Genomic DNA, 18,658 nt, shown 5'->3' with positions numbered 1-18,658 from the left:
GGCTTTGTCTTACGCGATTTCCAATCGGAAGGAGACCTCGAACATCCGATTCCAGGGCAGCGCGACTTCCGTCACCCTTACCTCGCCGGGAACAAGACCTGCCGCATGCTGCGCCAGAAATTGCTCCAGCCGTTCGTGAATAAGCGCCGTTACCTCGTCCTGGATATGCGCGATGCGGAAGTAGCCGCCGCCCATTTCCGCCAGACGGTTTTTTACGATATCGGTACGAATGACGGCTTGGTATCCCCAGTCCTCCAGCAGCCGGGATACATAGAACAGTCTGCTGCTTAGCGCCCGGGTCTGCTCGAAGTCGCTGTCCGCGGCGGAGCCTTGGCGTCGGTAATACGACTCCACGATCGCATGGGAAATCACGGTGCCGAGCGAGTTGCCCGAGGTGTTCCAGCCGGCGTATGCCGACAGGCGGGAGAGCAAGCCGGATGAAGACAGCAGCTTCAATAGAGGCTCGTCTCCGCCGTTGCAGGCAGCGACGTCCGCCAGCGCGACGAGCTTGCCCTTGTCGCTGTAAGTCTGGATAGCCAGGGCGAACTCCCGGAGTCCGACCTCGGAGAAGTAGGCGGCATGGCGGTCTCCGTAAGCTCCGTCCGTCTCCGCCATGTCAGAGGCGCCGACCGGAGCCGAGTTGATCATCAGCACGACGTCGGCCTCGAGCGAGTTGTCGGCGATGAACGCGCCCATCGCGGTGAGATGGGATTTCAGGCTTTCTCCGAGGCTGCGATCCTCGTACTTCGGAATAACGAACGGTCCGTTCGTCGCGGAGTGGCGGATGAACACCTCGGGCCGATAGCCCTTCAGCTCGCATAAGACGCGCGCGAACAGCGTGCACCCGATCTCGTCCGCTCCCGGATACATGTGCACCCGGTCAAGCAATCCTTCCCGCTCGATCGTCAGCAGCAGCTTCCGCTGCTCCGCGGACGTGTAGCCGTACTTGGCGTTGTCGTCGAGCGGAATGATCAGGAAGTCGATCGCGCCGTCCCGCGCCAGCTCTACGCTTAATCGGTTGACCTCCGCATTCGTGGCCCGGCGGCGGGTGAAATCTTCATATACTTCTTCCGGCAAGGATGCGGAGATCCGCTCCAGTTCGCGCGCCTCCTCGTCGGTCAAGCCGTCGCGGCGTTCCTTGTCCCGAAGCCAGCCGCTGCGGGACAGCTGCGCGCCGTAATCGGCGTAATAATCCGGTTCTTCTTCGCTGCTGCTGTAAGCCGGAGCCCTCATGATCAAGTTGAAGGCGTATATTTTCAGCTCTGGATTCACGCGCTTGCATTCCTCCAGCGCGCTTAGCCGCCTGGAGCATTCCTCCAAGCTCCACTGGTGAAGCCGGGACGGCACGATGCCTCCGTAGACGAGCATGTCGATCGATACGATCAGCACGTCAGCCTCGGCGGCCTGCCCTGTCAGCCAGGAGGCGAGCCGTCCGGTATCGGCGGGCTGTTTCTTGCGTCCGAGCAGCTCCCGGGGCGGCACGATCAGGTTCAGATCGGTCGCGGCGGCGATTTGCAGCGGATAATCGGCATTGCAAGGTCTTTCATCCAAAGGCACATAAACGATAGCAGTCATGGACGAATCTCCTTCATTGGCGGCAGTTCCCGAAAGCCGGAGCCGGACTTTGCGAACGTGCGCCTCTATTGGGAATCAGAGCAAGTTCATTATAGCACAGCAATCGACAAAATGGAGGTTAGATCCACTTTTATATTTAAAAATAAAAAAAATATCTTTAATTTCGAAAAGGCTGCTGTTATAATGAGGCCATCGCAGTGCAATAGCGAATCCGAATCTATCGGTGCAAACTCAGGGATAACAGGTGATGGAATGACTCGAAACCTTATTGAAGAAATAGCGGGAGGGCTTATCGTTTCCTGCCAAGCTCTGGACGGCGAGCCGTTGTACGGTCCCGAGCATATGGCGGCCATGGCGGTTGCGGCTGCGGAAGGAGGAGCGGTAGCGATCCGGGCCAACACGCCGCAAGACGTGAAAGCGATTAAACAGGCATGCGGGCTGCCGATTATCGGACTGTACAAGAAGCATTACCCCGATTCGGACGTGTACATCACGCCGACCATGCTCGAGGTGAAGGAGATCGCGGAGGCGGGAGCGGAGTTCGTCGCCTTGGACGCCACTTCGCTGCCAAGACCGGACGGACGGACGCTGGCGGAATTGATCGCGTCGATCCGCGAGGAATGTCCGCAAGTGCGGATCGTGGCCGACGTATCCACTTTCGAAGAAGGGGTCGCGGCGATGAAGCTTGGCGTCGATCTCGTATCGACTACGCTGTCGGGTTACACCCCGCACAGCCCGCAGCAGGATGAGCCCGATATCGAGCTGGTCGGGCGGTTGGCCGCGCTGCGCGAAGTGCCGGTGCTGGCAGAGGGGAAGATCTGGACGATCGAGGAATGCACGGCTTGTCTGCAAGCCGGTGCGCATGCCGTTGTCGTCGGGACGGCGATTACCCGTCCTCAGGAAATTACCCGCAGATTCGTGGGCGCGATCCGTTCGGCGTCGCAGCGGGAGTTGGCGCAATAACCGGAAGCTGTCTTCCTTTAATCTCAATTGGCGGATAATTCCTCCTATTGTTTATCGAAAAAAGAAATAATGTTTGCTATTTTGACTAATTGAAGGGGGTGTGGAGGGGGGAAGCGGTCTGCAGTTCGCAAGAGAAATGATGACAAGAGAAAATTATCATTCAAAGCGAGGGTGAACAAGCATGAATGCAAAGCAAGGTAGAAAAGCGTCATTGCTTCTGGTTGTCGTTATGATGGTTGCGGGTGTGCTGTCCGCGTGCAGCGGCAGCGATAACGGGAATAAAGGCAGCGCCTCTCCGTCTTCATCCGCAAGCGAGTCCGGCAAGCCCGCGGGGGAAAAATCGAAAGTATCGGTATGGTATTTGTGGGGCGGAGCCGAAGGCGAAGCGCTGGAACAGATCATTCAAGACTTCAACGCCAGCCAGGACAAATATACGGTAGAAGGGCTGTCCGTGCCCGACGAGCAGAAGATCAAGGTCGCCATCGCCGGGGGCAACGGCCCCGACTTGACCGACTCCTTCGACTGGGTCGTTCCCCAGTACGCTCAGCAAGGCATCGCGCTGCCGCTCGACGATCTGATCGCCAGAGACGGCTACGATGTGTCCGATTTCATCCCTGCCGCCTTGGAATCCGGCCGATTCGACGACAAGCTGTATTCCCTGCCGCTGAACGCGAACTTCTCCATTATGTACTACAATAAAAAGCTGCTTGCCGACGCGGGCTACTCCGAGCCGCCGAAAACGAGCAAAGAGCTGTACGATGTCGCCCTGAAGACGACGAAGGTCAACGGCGACGGCTCTATCGAAGTCATCGGCTTCCCATCTTATCCGTCCGAGGCCTATCTGTTCAACGCCTTGGCTCACGGCTTCGGCTCTGCCTACTTGAGCGAGGGCGCCAAGGAGCTGACGTTCAACAACGAGAGCACGAAGGCCGCCATGCAGATGATCTACGACTACAATACCCAATTTGGCGTGGACAACATCCGCCAGCTGCAAGCGGCCGGCAAGTGGCTGGACCCGACCGATCCGTTCCTGACGGGCAAGCAAGCGATCCGCTTCGACGGACCGTGGCTGTCCGCCCATATCAAGAACATGAACATCGACGTCGATTACGGCATCGCCCCGCTGCCTTATCTGGACGGCAAGCCGGAGACGGCCGGCGGCGGACTCGTCAGCAGCTCCATCTTCTACATCGCGAAGACGAGCAAAAACGTTGACGGAGCCTGGGAGTTCATGAAGTACCTGTACTCGCCGGAGCCGCTGGCGAAATTCATGTCGCTGATGGGCAACATCCCGGCGACGAAGAGCGCGATGGCGCAGCCGGCCATGAAGGACATGGTCGATTCGGAGCAGATTATGCCGCTGACCGAAAGCCCGAACCTGAAGTCGATTCCGCATTTCGCCAAGCGCAGCGACTTCGACAAGCTGTTGGGCGAAGAGCTTGAGCTGATGTTCAACTTGAAGAAAACGCCGGACGAAACGATGAGCGTGCTCGAAGGCAAGCTGGCGGAATTTCTGAAATAGCGCACGAACGGTTGGGGGTTCCGAATCCGGGCCCCCGGCTGTTGCGCTTGTACAGCTCCATCCGCTCCAAGATACGGAGGTGACCCGATATGAAAAGAGCGACCCTTACCGGACTGCTGTTCTCCAGTCCGTTCCTGATCGGTTTTATTGCGTTCACCTTGTATCCGATCGGCGCATCGCTCGTCTACAGCTTCACGGACTTCAACATGTTCAAGTCTCCTTCCTGGGTCGGACTGGACAACTACCGTTGGGTGTTCCAGGAGAAGGACGTCTGGAAGAGCATCGCCAATACGCTTTACATGGTCTTGTTCGCTACGCCGATCAGCCTGATCGTTGGGCTGCTGCTCGCCCAAATGCTGAATATGAAGGTTCGCGGCCAGTCCATCTACCGCACCTTGTACTATATTCCTTCGATCGTCCCGGCTATCGCGACGTCGCTCGTCTGGATGTGGGTGCTTAATCCGAAAAGCGGTCTTATCAATACGGCGCTCGGCTACCTCGGCATACGGGGACCGAACTGGCTGCTCGATCCGGTCTGGACGAAGCCTTCGCTCATTCTGATGGGAGCCTGGGGAGCCGGCGGCATCATGATCATCTTCCTCGCTTCCCTGCAGGACGTGCCGAGAAGCTTGTACGAATCGGCGGAGATTGACGGCGCGGGCAAAGTACGCAAGTTTCTCAGCATTACGCTGCCCAGCATTTCGCCGATCATTTTATTCCAGCTGATCATGGGATTGATCACGTACTTCCAGTACTTCGCGCAGGCATTCATGCTGGCGTCGATGACGAATTCCGGCGCCAACCAGACGATGGCGGGACCGGAGAAGTCGCTTCTGTTCTACGCGGTGCTGCTCTACCGGGAAGCGTTCGTCGACTTCCGGATGGGGCATGCCAGCGCGATGGCGTGGGTGCTGTTCCTGATTACGTCCATCGTGACCTATCTGATCTTCCGCTCATCCAACCGATGGGTGACTTACGGGGGGGATTGACATGAGTTCGGCAACCGGTTCATTCGGCGGCGGCGCGGGCAAAGGCATTCGCCGCTTCGTGCCCCATCTGTTCCTTGCGGCGTTCAGCGCCGTGTTCGTCATGCCGATCCTGTGGCTACTGCTGACTTCGATCAAGTCCGACAAGGATTTGTACGCCAATCCTCCGGTGCTCTTCCCGAAGCAACCGCGCTGGGAAAATTACGTCGACGTCTTCCGCGAGATCAACTTTCTCGGCATGACCTGGAACACCTTTTTCATCTCCATCATGTGCGTCATCGGAGTGCTGATATCGGCTCCGCTGGTCGCCTACGCGTGCTCGCATATCGAATGGAAAGGCAAGAACGTCATTTTCGCGCTTGTCATCGGAACGCTTCTGCTCCCTTATCAAGTCACGATGATTCCGACGTATATCATCTGGGGCAAGCTCGGCATGATCGGCTCGTATATGCCGCTGATCCTGCCCGCGTTTCTGAGCGCCGGGGCGGGGTATTACATCTTCTTGCTGCGGCAGTTCTTCATGACGCTGCCGGTATCGCTCATCCATTCCGCCAAAATCGACGGCGCTTCCGAGCTGCGCATCTACCTGCAAATTCTGATGCCGCTCAGCAAGCCGATCATCGCGACGGTAGGCGTCCTGCTGTTTCTGGCGACCTGGTCGGACTTCCTCGGCCCGCTGCTGTATCTGAACAATGAGAAGGACTATACGCTTTCGCTCGGGCTGTATGCGTTCATGCAGACCCACTATATTATGTGGGAGAAGCTGATGGCGGCTTCGGCGATGTTCACGCTGCCGATCATCGTGCTGTTCTTCTTCGCGCAGAAGCAATTCATCGAAGGCATTAAGCTAACCGGGATCAAGGGGTGACCGTGCATGGGCAAAATCAAAGTGGCGGTAATCGGCTGCGGGGCGATCGCCAGCAGTCAGCATATTCGGGCGTATTGCGGTAATCCCGACGCCGAGATCAAATATTTATGCGACATTAATCCGGAGCGCGCGGAAGCGGCCGTTCGCGAATTCGGCTGCGGCCAGGCGATTACGGACTATCGCGTCATTCTCGAAGATCCCGAGGTGGAGGCGGTGTCGATCTGCACGCCGAACCATCTGCATGCGCCGCTGTCCATCGCCTGCTTGCGCGCGGGCAAACACGTGCTGTGCGAGAAGCCGGCGGCCCGCACCTACGCGGAAGCGCTGGAGATGCAGCAGGCGCAGCGCGAGAGCGGCAAGGCGCTCAACATCGGCGTCGTCAATCGCTTTAACGACGGCGTTAACGTGATCAAGGGGATGATCGACTCCGGCGAGCTTGGAGAAGTCTACCATGTATACGTCAGCTTCCGCGCTCATCGTTCCATTCCCGGGCTCGGCGGCCCGTTCACGACGAAGGCGATCGCCGGGGGCGGGGCTCTGATCGATTGGGGCGTCCATTTTCTCGACCTCGTCATGTACTGTCTGGGCGACCCTCTGCCGCGAACCGTCTCGGGCCAAGCTTACAGCAAGCTGGGCGCGGATCTGGCCAACTACGCGTATGTGGACATGTGGGCCGGTCCGCCGAACCCGGAAGGAACGTACGACGTCGACGACTTCGTGACGGCGCTCGTCCGCACGGAAGGACCGACGATCTCGCTGAACGGAGCCTGGGCGCAGAACATCGGAGTTCCTGAGATGTATATCGATTTTCTGGGCGATAAGGCGGGTATCCGCCTTCAGTACGGCCAGGATTTCAAGCTCTACGGGGCCAGCAACGGGGCGCTGATCGAATCGACGCCGAAGTTCCGCACGAGCGACATGTTCCAGAACGAGATCGACGCCTTCCTGCGCAGCATCCGCACCGGAGAGAAGCTGCCGTCCCATATCGACGCGGCGATTCTGACTTCCCGGATCATTCAGGCGATCTACGATTCGTCGGAGCAGCGCAAGGAAATGATTCTGGATTAAGCGGAGGCGGCTCGGATGAAAAAGATCGGTTTTATCGATTATTATTTGGACGAGTGGCATGCCCGGCATCTGCCCGAATGGATCGAGAAAGCGTCGGACGGAGAAATGAAAGTCGCTTACGCCTACGGGTTGACGGATGCGCCGAACGGACTCGGCAATGCGGAGTGGTGCGAGGAGATGGGGATCGAGCTGCTGGATTCGATCGAGGCAGTCGTCGAGCGCAGCGATTATATCGCCGTGCTGTCGCCTGATCATCCGGAGATGCACGAGCGGCTGGCGGACCTTCCGCTGCGCTCGGGCAAGCCGACGTTCGTCGACAAGACGTTCGCTCCGGATCGGGCGGTCGCCGTTCGTTTGTTCGACTTGGCGCGGGCGCACGGCACGCCGGTCTTCTCCTCCTCCGCGCTGCGCTATGCGCCGGAGTATGCCGCCGAGTTGGAGCGCTCGGGCGGGCGGAGGATCGAGACGCTGTGCAGCCAGGGGTCGGGTCTGTTCGGCAACTATGCGATCCATCAGCTTGAGCCGATCGTGGCGTTGATGGGAGCGGACGCGCGCCGAATCATGTTCATCGGCTCGGACCGCACGCCGGCGCTGCTGATCGACTACCTGGACGGGCGCAAGGCGACGATGCACATGCTGCAGGACAGCCCGTTCCGGCTCGCGTTCCAGTACGAGGAAGGATCGTCCGCTCTGGCGGCGGCCGAGGCCGATTTCTTCGCGCCGTTCGTGCGGGATCTTGTCCGCTTCTACCGGACGGGCGTATCTTCGGTGGACCCGGCCGAGACGATTGCGGTCATTCAATTGATCGAATACGGGCGGAAGGCTGCGGAGCGGCCTTTCGAATGGGTGGAGCTGCCCAAGTAGCGGCGCAATAGGCAAGAAGCCGGCGGAGAACCGTCCGGCTTTTTTTGGCTGCGCTTAAGCCTGCCCGATGCGCTTATCCGCCCGGCCCCGGGCCCGAGCTCGCCATTAGCGCCGTACCACGGGCTTATCTCGCTGCACGCGGCGCGAGTGCGGATCAGACTCAAGGCTGCGCGAAACCCGTTCAGCTCATCCTGCGGTAGGCCGAAGGCGACACGCCTTCGCGCATGCGGAAAGCGCGGCTGAACGCATGTATGCTCTGGAAGCCGAGCTCCTCGGCGATGCGCGTCAGCGACAGGTCGGTGAAGCGGATCATTTCTTTGGCCTTCTCCAGACGAACGGACACATGATATTGAATCGGCGTGACGCCGTACGCTTTCTTGAACAGCCGGCACAAATAAAATTTGCTCATATTGGCCAACTCGGCCAGCTCGTCAAGCGTCGCGTCCCTGTGCAGATGATGGGACAGATAGCTTTTTACCCGGTCGAGCTGTTCGCGGTTGGAGAGCAGATGAGGATTGCGCTGCCAATGAATCTCCCGCATAAGATGCACCCATAGCTGGATGAACAACCCTTTCGCCGTCGTCTCGTAATACGGGAATTTGCGGTCGAACTCGAAAATGATGTCCTGCATCAATTGCTCGATCGCTTCCGGCTTGTTCAGCCGAATATGACTGGGCAACGGCGGATCGGCGTCCCGCAAGTCGTCCGGGCGCAGCCACAGCTTCTCCTGTTCGCTAAGCCGCGAATAGGGCTTGAAGGACACCGGGACTTCCGGGCTGTCGTCGCGATAATACAAGTCGAAGTGCAGATGCGGCTGCCGAAGCGGTCGATCGTCCAACGTGCGAAGCGAATGAGGCTGGTTCGGCTTGAACAGGAACAGATCCCCCGGAATACCCCGGTACGCATTCCCGTCCACGACGACCTCGCATTCCCCCTCCTTGATGAACAACAGCTCGTAGTCGAATATGACTCTTTCCGACAGATGGACAGGGGGATAGAGAGTAGAATCCCAAGCGACGCGGATATAAGGGGAGAGCGTGTTCAAGTTCATCGGCTTGCGTTCCCTCCATCCTGTCAAGCTGAGCAATTTACGTTAAATATATCGCTTTTTCCGCTAAAGAAATTTTCATAGAGCTCTTATAGAATAACAGCTGTAAGCGCTATATCGATTATAGAAGGTTTGGGCGGTCCGGGCAATGTTTCGCTACTTCCGTGTGTCCTGAATGGACGGGATTCGCAAGGGAAGGCAGGTACAGACCGGGGCGCTAATTGGACAAATAGGAGGCTGTACAGGATGCTGCACAACCAGGGACTCGGCTTTGGATTATCGACGGCGCCGCTTATGACAAGCGGGAAAACCCGTTCAATCAGTGCGGAAAACCCGCGGGGAGAGGTCGGAGCGGGAGGCAAGGAAGCCAGCCATCTTGGCGTCGGGCGGAAGGGCCGCCCGTGCATAACGCTCCCGCAAGGAGCGACGGTCACGCTGATGGAGACGGACGGCCCCGGAGTCATCCAGCATTTCTGGATTACGGTAACCGACCGAACCGACAAGGGATATTTCGTGCTGCGCGATCTCGTGCTGCGCATGTATTGGGACGGCGAGGAGACGCCGTCCGTGGAAGTCCCGCTGGGCGATTTCTTCTGCAACGGCTTCGGCGCCCGCAGCTTGGTCAATTCCTTGCCGATCGTCGTCAATCCGACGGGCGGCATGAATTGCTATTTTCCGATGCCGTTCCGCCAAAAGGCCAAAATCACCGTGGAAAATCAGCATGCGGCCGATATCGGGGGATTTTTCTATCAATTCAACTATACTTTGGTCGATCAGCTTCCCGAGGAGGCGGGCTACTTCCACGCGCAATGGAGACGGGAGAACCTGACGACGGAGGGGAAAGATTATACGATTCTGGACAACGTGAAGGGCAAGGGCCAATATGTCGGCACGTACTTGGCCTGGGCGGCGTTGGAGCGGTACTGGTGGGGAGAGGGCGAAATCAAATTTTACATGGACGGGGATGAGGATTGGCCGACGATCTGCGGTACGGGAACCGAAGACTACTTCGGCGGGGCGTGGTGCTTCTACGAGAAGAGGGACGGCAAAATCGTGGAGGTCCCTTATAACACACCGTATCTGGGCTATCCTTTCTACTCCAAGACGGATCAGACGCGTATCGAGCAGTTCGGGGAAGACGCCGTTCCGATGCACGGACTGTACCGCTGGCACCTGATGGACCCGATCCGGTTCGAGGAAGAGCTCAGAGTCACGATTCAGCAGATTGGCCATAACAGCCGGGATCTGTTCGAGCGGACCGACGACGTATCCTCTGTGGCTTACTGGTACCAGGCGGAGCCGCATGCCCCGTTCCCGATACTTCCGCCGGTCGAGAGACGCTGGCCGAGATAACGAATGTAAACAACGATACCGTGTACGAGGCGGGAATGAACGACACCTGCATACAAGGAGAGAAAAAGGAGAGAAATCGGATGAGCGGTTTTAACGGGTTGGATATGGGATTGGGCAACCTGTCGCGGCTGTCGAATGCGGTAACGAGGTCGATCAGCGCGGAGAACTTCAAGGGCGAGAAAGGCAAGGGAGGCATGGCGACCGAAGGAACCGGCGCGCGATGCGCCCGCGATCTCGGCCTTGGCTGGAAGGTGTCTCCTTCCGTCGAGATCGAGCCGGGAACGACCTTCGAGATGGCGCATATTCAAGGGATGGGCGCCATTCAGCATATTTGGCTGACTTGCACTCCTTCCTTGTGGCGCAATATGATCGTGCGCATGTATTGGGACGACGAGGAGCAGCCTTCCGTGGAAGTGCCGGTCGGGGATCTGTTCTGCAACGGCTGGCAGGAAAGATGCAACGTGAACTCCCTGCCCGTCGCCGTCAATCCGGCCGGAGGGATGAACAGCTATTGGCTGATGCCCTTCCGGAAAACGGCGCGGCTGACCGTCGAGAACAAGTCCGAGGAGCGAGCCGTTCTCTATTATCAGATCGACTATACGCTGACCGACGTTCCCGACGATACGGCGTATTTTCACGCTCAGTGGCGCAGGAGCAACCCCGTACCGTACAAGGACGTTCATACGCTCGTTGACGGCATTCAGGGCAAAGGCCATTACGTCGGAACCTATCTGGCGTGGCAGGTCAACAACACGGGCTGGTGGGGAGAAGGGGAAATCAAGTTTTACATGGACGGGGATCGCGATTTTCCGACGATCTGCGGTACGGGGACGGAGGATTATTTCGGAGGCGCGTGGAACTGGGAGCAGCCCAAAGGAGAATACGGCACCTACTCCACCCCGTATCTGGGCATGCACCAGGTCATCAAGCCCGACGGCTTGTATCGCAGCCAGCAGCGCTTCGGCATGTACCGCTGGCACGTCATGGACCCGATTCGTTTCGAATCGGAGCTCAAGGTGACGATCCAGGATCTCGGCTGGCGTTCCGGCGGACGTTATCTGCCGCAGCAAAGCGACATCGCCTCGACCGTCTTCTGGTATCAGGCGGAGCCTCACGCTCCATTCCCGGCGCTTCCGGGCAACGACGAGCGGGAAGTGATCTAGAATAAGGATGACGGTCGGCTTTTTGGCTGCCCGTCATTTTTTTTGCGGCGATGTTCCGTTTAATCCACGTGGAACGCCTGGAATCGCCTCCGGTACTCTCCCGGAGTAAACGAAGTTTGCCGCTTGAACAGCCGCGTAAAATAGTTGTTGTCCTGGAAGCCGCATTGCTCGCGGATTTTGGTCAAAGACAGCTCCGAATGGGTGAGCAGGCGCTTCGCGCGGTCGATCTGCAGGCGATGCCGATACTGCAACGGACTCATCCCAGAATAATGCTTCAAACACCGCGCCAAATAATCGAAATGGTAGTGCAGAGCGCTCTCCATCTCCACCGAATCGAAAGGAAGCTCCAAGCGGTTCGCCAGGTAAGCGGCCACCTTCTCTCCCAGAAAATAAGAGCGGGCTTGCGGACTGCTCTTCCTCATTCCGGTCTGGAGCTGCGTCAGTACCTGGCCGAACAAAAGATGCAATTCGAAAGTGCCGTAAGCGGTCAGCACGTCATGCAGCCGCAGCATTTCTTGCAGGAGCGGCAAAATCGCGCGCATGTCGACGGAGGAGAATTTGGGAACGTCGATCATCGCCGGAGGAGGCGCGGTGTCCTGATTCGTCGGTTTCAGCAGCGGCTGCTGCCAACCGTTCTTTTCTTTCAAAATCGGCTCGGAGAGCATCGGATATTGAAAGTGAATCCAGTACACCTCGGTTTCCTCCTCCGTCGGGCGAAAGCCGCGATGCGTTTTCCCCGGTTCAAGCACGAGCATCATGTCTTGGCGAATATCGTACTTAACCCCGTTCTCCTCCATAAACAAAGTGCCCTTCACGCAAAAGATCATATCGAACGCCTCGAAATTTCGCTCGGCATGCACGACTCCGGATGGCCAGAGAACGTAGCCGACCGTGGCAAGCAGCGGGAACGGCGGAACCTTCAATTCGAGCGCGAGCATTGCCTCACCCCTTATCAGGAATGTAGAAATTGTACTATAGGAAGTCGCCATTGTCAGCTGTTTGTGGTATCCGTTTCGGGTAGAGTGGTAGATATCCTATGATGAAAATACGGACGGAAATACAGGGGGAGAGGAGAGCGTTGGAATGCAATAAAATGACAACGCTTTCATTGTTAGGCGATTTTTGGCCGATTACGTCACAGATCAAAAAAAGGAGAATTTCTATGAAGCTCATCCGACGGATCAACAGAGACAACTGGTTCATACGTCTGCTGCTTCCGTACGCTTTTTTCCTGGTCATGGCTCTGACCGCAAGCGGGTTGATTTATCGAAGCACGCTCGATCTGGTAGCGGAGGAGGAACGAAATAACCATATGCATCTGCTGAGCCAGGTCAAATCGACGCTGGACGGCCGGTTGGCGGAGATCGATACTCTCGCGATGAAGGTGGCCAACGATCCCGGACTTCTTCAGCTTCAGCAGATCAAACAACCGTTCGAGGGCACGAATCCGTTCAAACTGCTGACTGCCCAGAAGGGACTGTATCATTTCAACGTTACGAATAAATTCATCTTGAATTACATGGTTTACTACCGCAGCAGCGAGATCGTGCTCGCCCCGTCCATGCTGTATCTGTCGGATGCGTTCTATGGGCTCGCTCTGGACTACGACGGCATGACTTACGACCAGTGGCACCGGACGTTCTTCGAAGGGGATAACCGCAAGTACGTTCTGCCGGCGATGTCCGCGCGTTACAAAGGCAAACCCCATTCCATTGTCACCTACAGCTATCCGTTGGGTACGATTCCGAGCGTGTCTCGGGGCAGCGTCGTGATGCTGATCGACAACGATCAAATTCTGAAGCTTCTGAAAAGCCTTGTCGTCGAAAAGGAAGGTTGGGCCTATATTGCGGACAATCAAGGGAATGTGATTTCTTCGATCGGTGATTTCGTCAGGTTGGATCCGGGCCTGATGGCCGGGCAGTCCGGCTGGATCGAGGAATCTCTCCGGACCCGGGGAATGCTCGTGACGCATACGCGATCTTCGGAGAACGGTTGGTATTACGTACTGGCCCAGTCCCCCCGGATTGCTCTGGCCAAAGTCAACTATATTAAGCGGATTACCCTCGGCACGACTTTGGCTTTTATGGCCGTCGGTCTGGTGCTGGCCTATTTCTTTACTTTCCGGAACAGCCGCAAAGTGTCTCGCGTACTGGACAGCCATTATTCGCTTAGGGAAGAAATGCGAAACCAGGAGCCTTTTCTTAGGGCGAGCATTATCGAGAGGCTGCTGAAGGGGGAGATCGTCGGCAGCGAAATGGAAAGCATGATGAAGCGTCTGCGGATAAACCCTCGGATATCCGCGGCAGCGACGGCGATCGTCCAATTTATTCCGACGGAAAACGTCGAGGAGAAGCGGCTGAAGGAGTTGGCGCGCCTTCGGATCCTGCTGCGGGAAATTTCCCCGGAGTGGCCGTCAGGCACGTTCCATTGGCACGATGTCTCGGAGGACAAAATCGTTTTGCTGGTTCTCGAATCGGATATGCCGCAGGAAGAATGCGCGCGCACGATGAAGTCGCTGTTCGATGAAATGATGCGTATCGCGCCGGCCGAACTGCGCGCCGGCCTCCTCATCGCGGAGGGGGGAATCTATTCGGCGCCGATCGACGTTTCCCGTTCTTACGGCGAAGCCAAGCAGGCGTTGAATTACGCGCATTGGAGGCAACTGAGGGGCGTCATCCTGTTCCGGGAGCTTCCCGATCTATCGGACAGCCATTACTATCCAGGCGAGATAGAGACCCGCTTGATGAATCATGCCAAAGCCGGGGATTACGGCGAGGTGGGGCTGTTGCTGGACGACGTGTACGAACGGAACTTCCGCAAACGGAATTTGCCCTCATCCATTCAGAAACTGCTGCTGTACGAGATGGCGGGCAGCCTCATGAAGCTCAAGGATCAGCCGTCGGCAGAGGAGGACGGGAAAATCGAGGCCCTGCTGCGTCAAACCGATGAGGCGGACAATCCCGCTGAAGCATTCGAGTCCGTGCGGGCATTGTATGCCGACATCTGCGACCGGATCGTCAGGCGCAAGAAGAGCCGGAATGTCCAACTGTTGGAGCGGATCCGGCAGATCGTTCATGCGCAATACGGGAACCCGGCTCTTAATCTGGACGCCGTTGCCGATCAGGCGGGCATTTCGCGGGTCTACTTCTCGAACTTCTTCAAGGAACAGACGGGCATTAACTTTTCCGATTATTTGGAGAACTTGCGGATGGACCAAGCCCGTTCCATGCTGCGGGACGTATCGGCGACCGTGAACGAGATCGCGCAGCGGTCCGGTTACGGTTCTACGAATTCGTTCTCCCGGGCTTTCAAAAGAATTCACGGGATCAGTCCCACCGCCTACAGGGACAGCAGTTCGGCCGCAGAGGACAGCCAATCTTAACGAACGCACGGTCTCGGACAAAATGAATAAGCCCCGTTGTTAAGCGGGGAATACGGATTGTTCGATTGCAGATAGCCGCAACGGCCCTTTCGGACTACAGTGGGAATCAACTTACAGAAAGGGGGTACGCAAGTGTACAGACCGCTCGAACGGATATTCAAGGTATGGCAGCTTTATGCATTGCTCGCGCTTCCGCTTCTCTATCTGATCGTTTTCAAGTATGTGCCGATGTACGGCGCGCAGATCGCGTTCAAGGATTTCACCGTGGCGAAGGGAATATGGGACAGCGATTGGGTCGGGCTGAAGCATTTCGACCGTTTCGTCCATTCCTACGACTTCGGCAAGATCATGGCGAACACGCTGCTGCTCAACGTCTACAATCTGATTGCCGGATTCCCGTTCCCGCTAATCCTTGCTCTAGGTCTCAACTATGTACGGGTTCGCTGGTTCAAAAAGACGGTGCAGATGGTCACCTACGCGCCGCATTTCATCTCGACGGTAGTCATGGTCGGCATGCTGTTCGAGCTGCTGGATCCGCGCAACGGCATCGTGAACAATCTTCTCCAGGCGTTCGGCTTCGAAGCGGTTAATTTCATGGGCAATCCGGAATATTTCAAGTCCATCTATGTATGGTCCGGCATTTGGCAAAGCGCGGGTTTCAACTGCATCATCTTTTTGGCGGCGCTTTCAAGCATTGATCCTTCGCTGCACGAGGCGGCCGTTATCGACGGAGCCAGTCAGCGGCAGAGAATGCTGCACATCGATCTGCCCGGCATCGTGCCGGTTGCCGTCATTTTGCTTATTTTGAACATGGGCAGCATGCTGGATGTCGGATTCGAGAAGGTGCTGCTGATGCAAAATCCGCTGAATACGCGCACATCGGAAGTCATCGATACTTATGTTTACAAAGTCGGTCTGGTGTCGCAAGCGATGAACTATTCCTATTCCGCGGCCATCGGATTGTTCAAATCGGTCATCGGCTTTCTGCTCATTCTCGCCGTTAACCAACTCGCCCGGAAAACCAATCAAGCCAGCTTGTGGTAAGGAGAGCATTCATAGTGGAACATACTCGCATCAAATCGTCCGTCGGCGACCGGCTGTTCACCTCGATGATCTACGCGCTGCTGAGCGTATTCTTTCTGATGGTTCTCTATCCGTTGATCTTTATTTTAAGCGCTTCCATCAGCGATCCTTCGGCCGTCGTTTCCGGTAAAGTGTGGCTGTGGCCGGTACAGCCGACCTTGATGGGCTACGAGGCTGTGTTTAAGCACAAGCTGATCGGCTCCGGATTTGCGAATTCGGTCTACTATACCGTATTCGGAACGTTGATCAATATCGTCATGACGGTACTGGCGGCGTATCCGCTTTCCCGCAGCGACCTGTACGGGAAGAACGTAATCATGCTCCTGTTCGTCTTCACGACGATGTTTTCCGGCGGCCTGATTCCCGGATATCTGCTGGTCAAAGACTTGGGCATGCTCAACACGGTATGGGCAATGGTGCTGCCAGGGGCTCTCAGCGTCTGGAACGTCATCATTACGCGCACCTATTTTCAGACGGCTCTCCCCGCGGAGCTGCTGGAGGCCGCGCAGATTGACGGCTGCAACGACTTCAAATTCGTCGGGAAGATCGTCATTCCGTTGTCCGGTCCGATTATCGCGGTGATGACGTTATATTACGCCGTCGGGCACTGGAATCAGTATTTCAACGCCATGATCTTTTTGAACAAGCAGAACTTGTATCCGCTGCAGATCGTTCTGCGGAATATTCTCATCCAGAACGACGTGAACGCGCTCATGCTTTCCGATATCGCCAATGTCGCTCAGCGGGAAGCGCTGCGGGTACTCTTGAAATATTCGCTGATCGTAGTATCCACGCTGCCGCTGATGTTGGTCTATCCGTTCGTTCAGAAGCACTTCGTCAAAGGCGTCATGATTGGATCGTTAAAAGGATAAATTTAGAATCGATTCGGGAGGAAACGAAAATGAAGCTGAAAAGAGGCACGATCATCGTTAGTCTGTGGGTGATTCTGGCCGTGGCCCTGCTCGGCGGATGCGCCAAATCGGACGAGGCCGCTTCCCCGGCGGCAACGGTCTCCGGAGCGGGTAACGAAGTCTCCCCAGCCGGTCAGCTGCCGATTACCAAAGAGAAGACGACTATTCGCGTTATGGTTCCCGACAATGCGATCGTCGAGGACTTCTCGACGAACGAATTCACGAAGTACTTGGAGGAACAGACGAACATCCATATCGAATGGGATGTCGTTCCGGGCTCGTCCGCGGGGGAGAAGCTGAATCTCGTGCTTTCGAGCGGAGAAGGTCTCCCCGACGTCATTATGGGGTTTAATATGTCGAATTCGCAGCAAATGATTTTCGGCACCCAGGGGGTCATTCGTCCACTTAACGATTTGATCGACAAGTACGGTTTCGAGACGAAGAAGATGTTCGAGCAGATGCCGGTGGTCAAAGATTCGATGACGGCGCCGGACGGCAATATTTACTCCCTGCCGCATACGAACGAGTGCTTCCACTGCACGCTTCCGCGCAGAATGTGGATCTACGAGCCCTGGCTGGACAAGCTCGGCTTGAAGATGCCGACGACGACGGACGAATTTTATCAGGTGCTGAAGGCGTTTAAGGAGCAGGATCCGAACGGCAACGGCAAAGCCGACGAGATTCCAATGTCCGGATCTCCGACTGGATTCATGTCGAGCATCGATTCCTTTCTGATGAACGCTTTTATCTATAATCCGGGCGGCGACCGGCTATATCTGGAGAACGGCCGTGTGGTCATCCCGTTCGACAAGCCGGAATGGCGGGAAGGGCTGCGCTTCCTGCACAAGCTGTACGAGGAGAAGCTGCTCGATCCTCAGGCGCTGACCCAGGACGAAGATCAGCTCAGGAGACTGGGGGAGAACCCGGATACGGCGATTCTCGGCGTCACGGGGGGCATGCACATGGGTGTATTCAGCGAGTTTTACGGAGCGAGCAACCGCTGGCTGGAGTACAAGACGATCCCGCCGCTGCAAGGGCCGCAAGGTTTGCGGGTCGCACCGCGGGAAGCCTATCATCTCGTCGGAACTGGCTCTTACCTGATCATGAAGGAAAGCAAGCATGCGGAGGCGGCGTTCCGATTGGCCGACTTCCTGTATAACGAAGAGACGACGCTGCGCTCCGTAATCGGCCGTCCAGGACAGGAATGGGTGGAGGCTCAGGCAGGAGAAACCGGCATTAACGGCGAACCGGCCAAGTGGAAGCAAATCGCCGACTGGGGTCAAGTGCAGAACATCAACTGGGGGCAGACCGGACCTTCTCTGCGGACGAACGAGCTTCGCCTGGGAGAAGTGGCCAACCCGGAGAAGCCGCTTGAGATCGTCATGTACGACGAAGCGAAGACGAAGTACGAGCCCTACCAGCAAGCGGTGGAGAACGTGCTGCCGCCTCTGTTCTTCTCGAACGAGCAAGCGATCGAGATCGCCGATCTGTCCAAGACGATCAACGATTACGTGAACGAGATGATCGCCCGGTTCACGATCGGAGACGCCGATCTCGACAAGGACTGGGACAGCTATCTGGACAACCTGAGAAAGATGAACCTGGAGCATTATTTGTCGCTGTATCAGGAAGTTTACGACTCAAAGTATAACCGATAGGCTTCATTGCAGCCGACTGGGCTGTTCCCTAAGCAAGTTGCTTGAGCTGATCGATAGACAAAGAAGGGGTATGTACCTCCTGGAGAATGCCTCATACGCTCCTGAAATCACCCTATCACGGGTTTACCATTCCCATTTCAGGAGCGTATAGCATCGGAAGGAGGTGCATACCCCTTGCGCCTTGTTCATCGATTATCTTTTAGAAGCAACTTGA

At 56.7% G+C, this 18,658-nt stretch carries 15 protein-coding genes; 12 read left to right on the top strand and 3 right to left on the bottom strand.

Going from position 1 to position 18,658, the window contains the following annotated elements; translation table 11 throughout:
* Window positions 1-9: 9 nt before the first annotated feature.
* A complete protein-coding gene (locus tag B0G52_RS04745; protein ID WP_094042354.1) occupies window positions 10-1,575 on the bottom strand; it encodes a DUF4127 family protein in 1,566 nt (521 codons plus the stop codon).
* Window positions 1,576-1,827: 252 nt separating this feature from the next.
* On the opposite strand from B0G52_RS04745, the gene B0G52_RS04740 reads away from it, so the two are divergent.
* The 6 genes from B0G52_RS04740 to B0G52_RS04715 all read left to right on the top strand — a co-directional run bounded on the left by B0G52_RS04740 (window position 1,828) and on the right by B0G52_RS04715 (window position 7,846).
* Window positions 1,828-2,538, top strand: a complete 711-nt coding sequence (locus B0G52_RS04740) for an N-acetylmannosamine-6-phosphate 2-epimerase (RefSeq protein WP_094042353.1) — start codon at window positions 1,828-1,830, stop codon at window positions 2,536-2,538.
* Between the two features lie 181 nt (window positions 2,539-2,719).
* A complete protein-coding gene (locus tag B0G52_RS04735) occupies window positions 2,720-4,060 on the top strand; it encodes an ABC transporter substrate-binding protein (protein ID WP_094042352.1) in 1,341 nt (446 codons plus the stop codon).
* Between the two features lie 89 nt (window positions 4,061-4,149).
* Entirely contained in the window at window positions 4,150-5,049 is a 900-nt protein-coding gene (locus B0G52_RS04730; protein WP_094042351.1) for a carbohydrate ABC transporter permease, read from the top strand.
* Window position 5,050: 1 nt separating this feature from the next.
* Window positions 5,051-5,914: a carbohydrate ABC transporter permease gene (locus B0G52_RS04725; protein WP_094042350.1), complete on the top strand. Its 864-nt coding sequence runs from the start codon at window positions 5,051-5,053 to the stop codon at window positions 5,912-5,914.
* Between the two features lie 6 nt (window positions 5,915-5,920).
* Window positions 5,921-6,982: a Gfo/Idh/MocA family protein gene (locus B0G52_RS04720; protein ID WP_094042349.1), complete on the top strand. Its 1,062-nt coding sequence runs from the start codon at window positions 5,921-5,923 to the stop codon at window positions 6,980-6,982.
* A 15-nt stretch (window positions 6,983-6,997) separates the two neighbouring features.
* On the top strand, window positions 6,998-7,846 hold the full coding sequence (locus tag B0G52_RS04715) for a Gfo/Idh/MocA family oxidoreductase (RefSeq protein ID WP_094042348.1): 849 nt from the start codon (window positions 6,998-7,000) through the stop codon (window positions 7,844-7,846).
* A 181-nt stretch (window positions 7,847-8,027) separates the two neighbouring features.
* Here B0G52_RS04715 and B0G52_RS04710 read toward each other — a convergent pair whose 3' ends face one another.
* Window positions 8,028-8,897: an AraC family transcriptional regulator gene (locus tag B0G52_RS04710; RefSeq protein WP_094042347.1), complete on the bottom strand. Its 870-nt coding sequence runs from the start codon at window positions 8,895-8,897 to the stop codon at window positions 8,028-8,030.
* Window positions 8,898-9,140: 243 nt separating this feature from the next.
* On the opposite strand from B0G52_RS04710, the gene B0G52_RS04705 reads away from it, so the two are divergent.
* Together B0G52_RS04705 and B0G52_RS04700 are read left to right on the top strand one after the other, a co-directional pair.
* Window positions 9,141-10,247, top strand: a complete 1,107-nt coding sequence (locus B0G52_RS04705) for a glycoside hydrolase family 172 protein (RefSeq protein WP_198960592.1) — start codon at window positions 9,141-9,143, stop codon at window positions 10,245-10,247.
* Window positions 10,248-10,327: 80 nt separating this feature from the next.
* On the top strand, window positions 10,328-11,410 hold the full coding sequence (locus tag B0G52_RS04700) for a glycoside hydrolase family 172 protein (RefSeq protein WP_094042346.1): 1,083 nt from the start codon (window positions 10,328-10,330) through the stop codon (window positions 11,408-11,410).
* A 59-nt stretch (window positions 11,411-11,469) separates the two neighbouring features.
* Here B0G52_RS04700 and B0G52_RS04695 read toward each other — a convergent pair whose 3' ends face one another.
* The gene (locus B0G52_RS04695) at window positions 11,470-12,348 is read right to left on the bottom strand and encodes an AraC family transcriptional regulator (RefSeq protein WP_158223586.1); all 879 of its coding nucleotides are present in this window, start codon (window positions 12,346-12,348) and stop codon (window positions 11,470-11,472) included.
* Between the two features lie 224 nt (window positions 12,349-12,572).
* On the opposite strand from B0G52_RS04695, the gene B0G52_RS04690 reads away from it, so the two are divergent.
* The 4 genes from B0G52_RS04690 (at window position 12,573) to B0G52_RS04675 (ending at window position 18,444) form a co-directional block, all read left to right on the top strand.
* Window positions 12,573-14,792: a helix-turn-helix domain-containing protein gene (locus B0G52_RS04690; RefSeq protein ID WP_158223585.1), complete on the top strand. Its 2,220-nt coding sequence runs from the start codon at window positions 12,573-12,575 to the stop codon at window positions 14,790-14,792.
* 132 nt (window positions 14,793-14,924) lie between these two features.
* Complete coding sequence (locus B0G52_RS04685) at window positions 14,925-15,836, top strand: ABC transporter permease (RefSeq protein ID WP_233162371.1); 912 nt, start codon at window positions 14,925-14,927, stop codon at window positions 15,834-15,836.
* An 11-nt stretch (window positions 15,837-15,847) separates the two neighbouring features.
* Window positions 15,848-16,747 (top strand): carbohydrate ABC transporter permease, encoded by a 900-nt coding sequence (locus B0G52_RS04680; protein WP_369827016.1) that lies wholly within the window; start codon window positions 15,848-15,850, stop codon window positions 16,745-16,747.
* Window positions 16,748-16,776: 29 nt separating this feature from the next.
* On the top strand, window positions 16,777-18,444 hold the full coding sequence (locus tag B0G52_RS04675; protein ID WP_094042342.1) for an ABC transporter substrate-binding protein: 1,668 nt from the start codon (window positions 16,777-16,779) through the stop codon (window positions 18,442-18,444).
* The last annotated feature ends 214 nt before the right edge of the window (window positions 18,445-18,658 follow it).

It is taken from the genome of Cohnella sp. SGD-V74 (assembly GCF_003001675.1).
Taxonomy (GTDB): Bacteria; Bacillota; Bacilli; order Paenibacillales; family Paenibacillaceae; genus Cohnella.
Note: the sequence above shows the minus strand (reverse complement) of the source record. Positions and strands in the feature narration are given on the sequence as shown.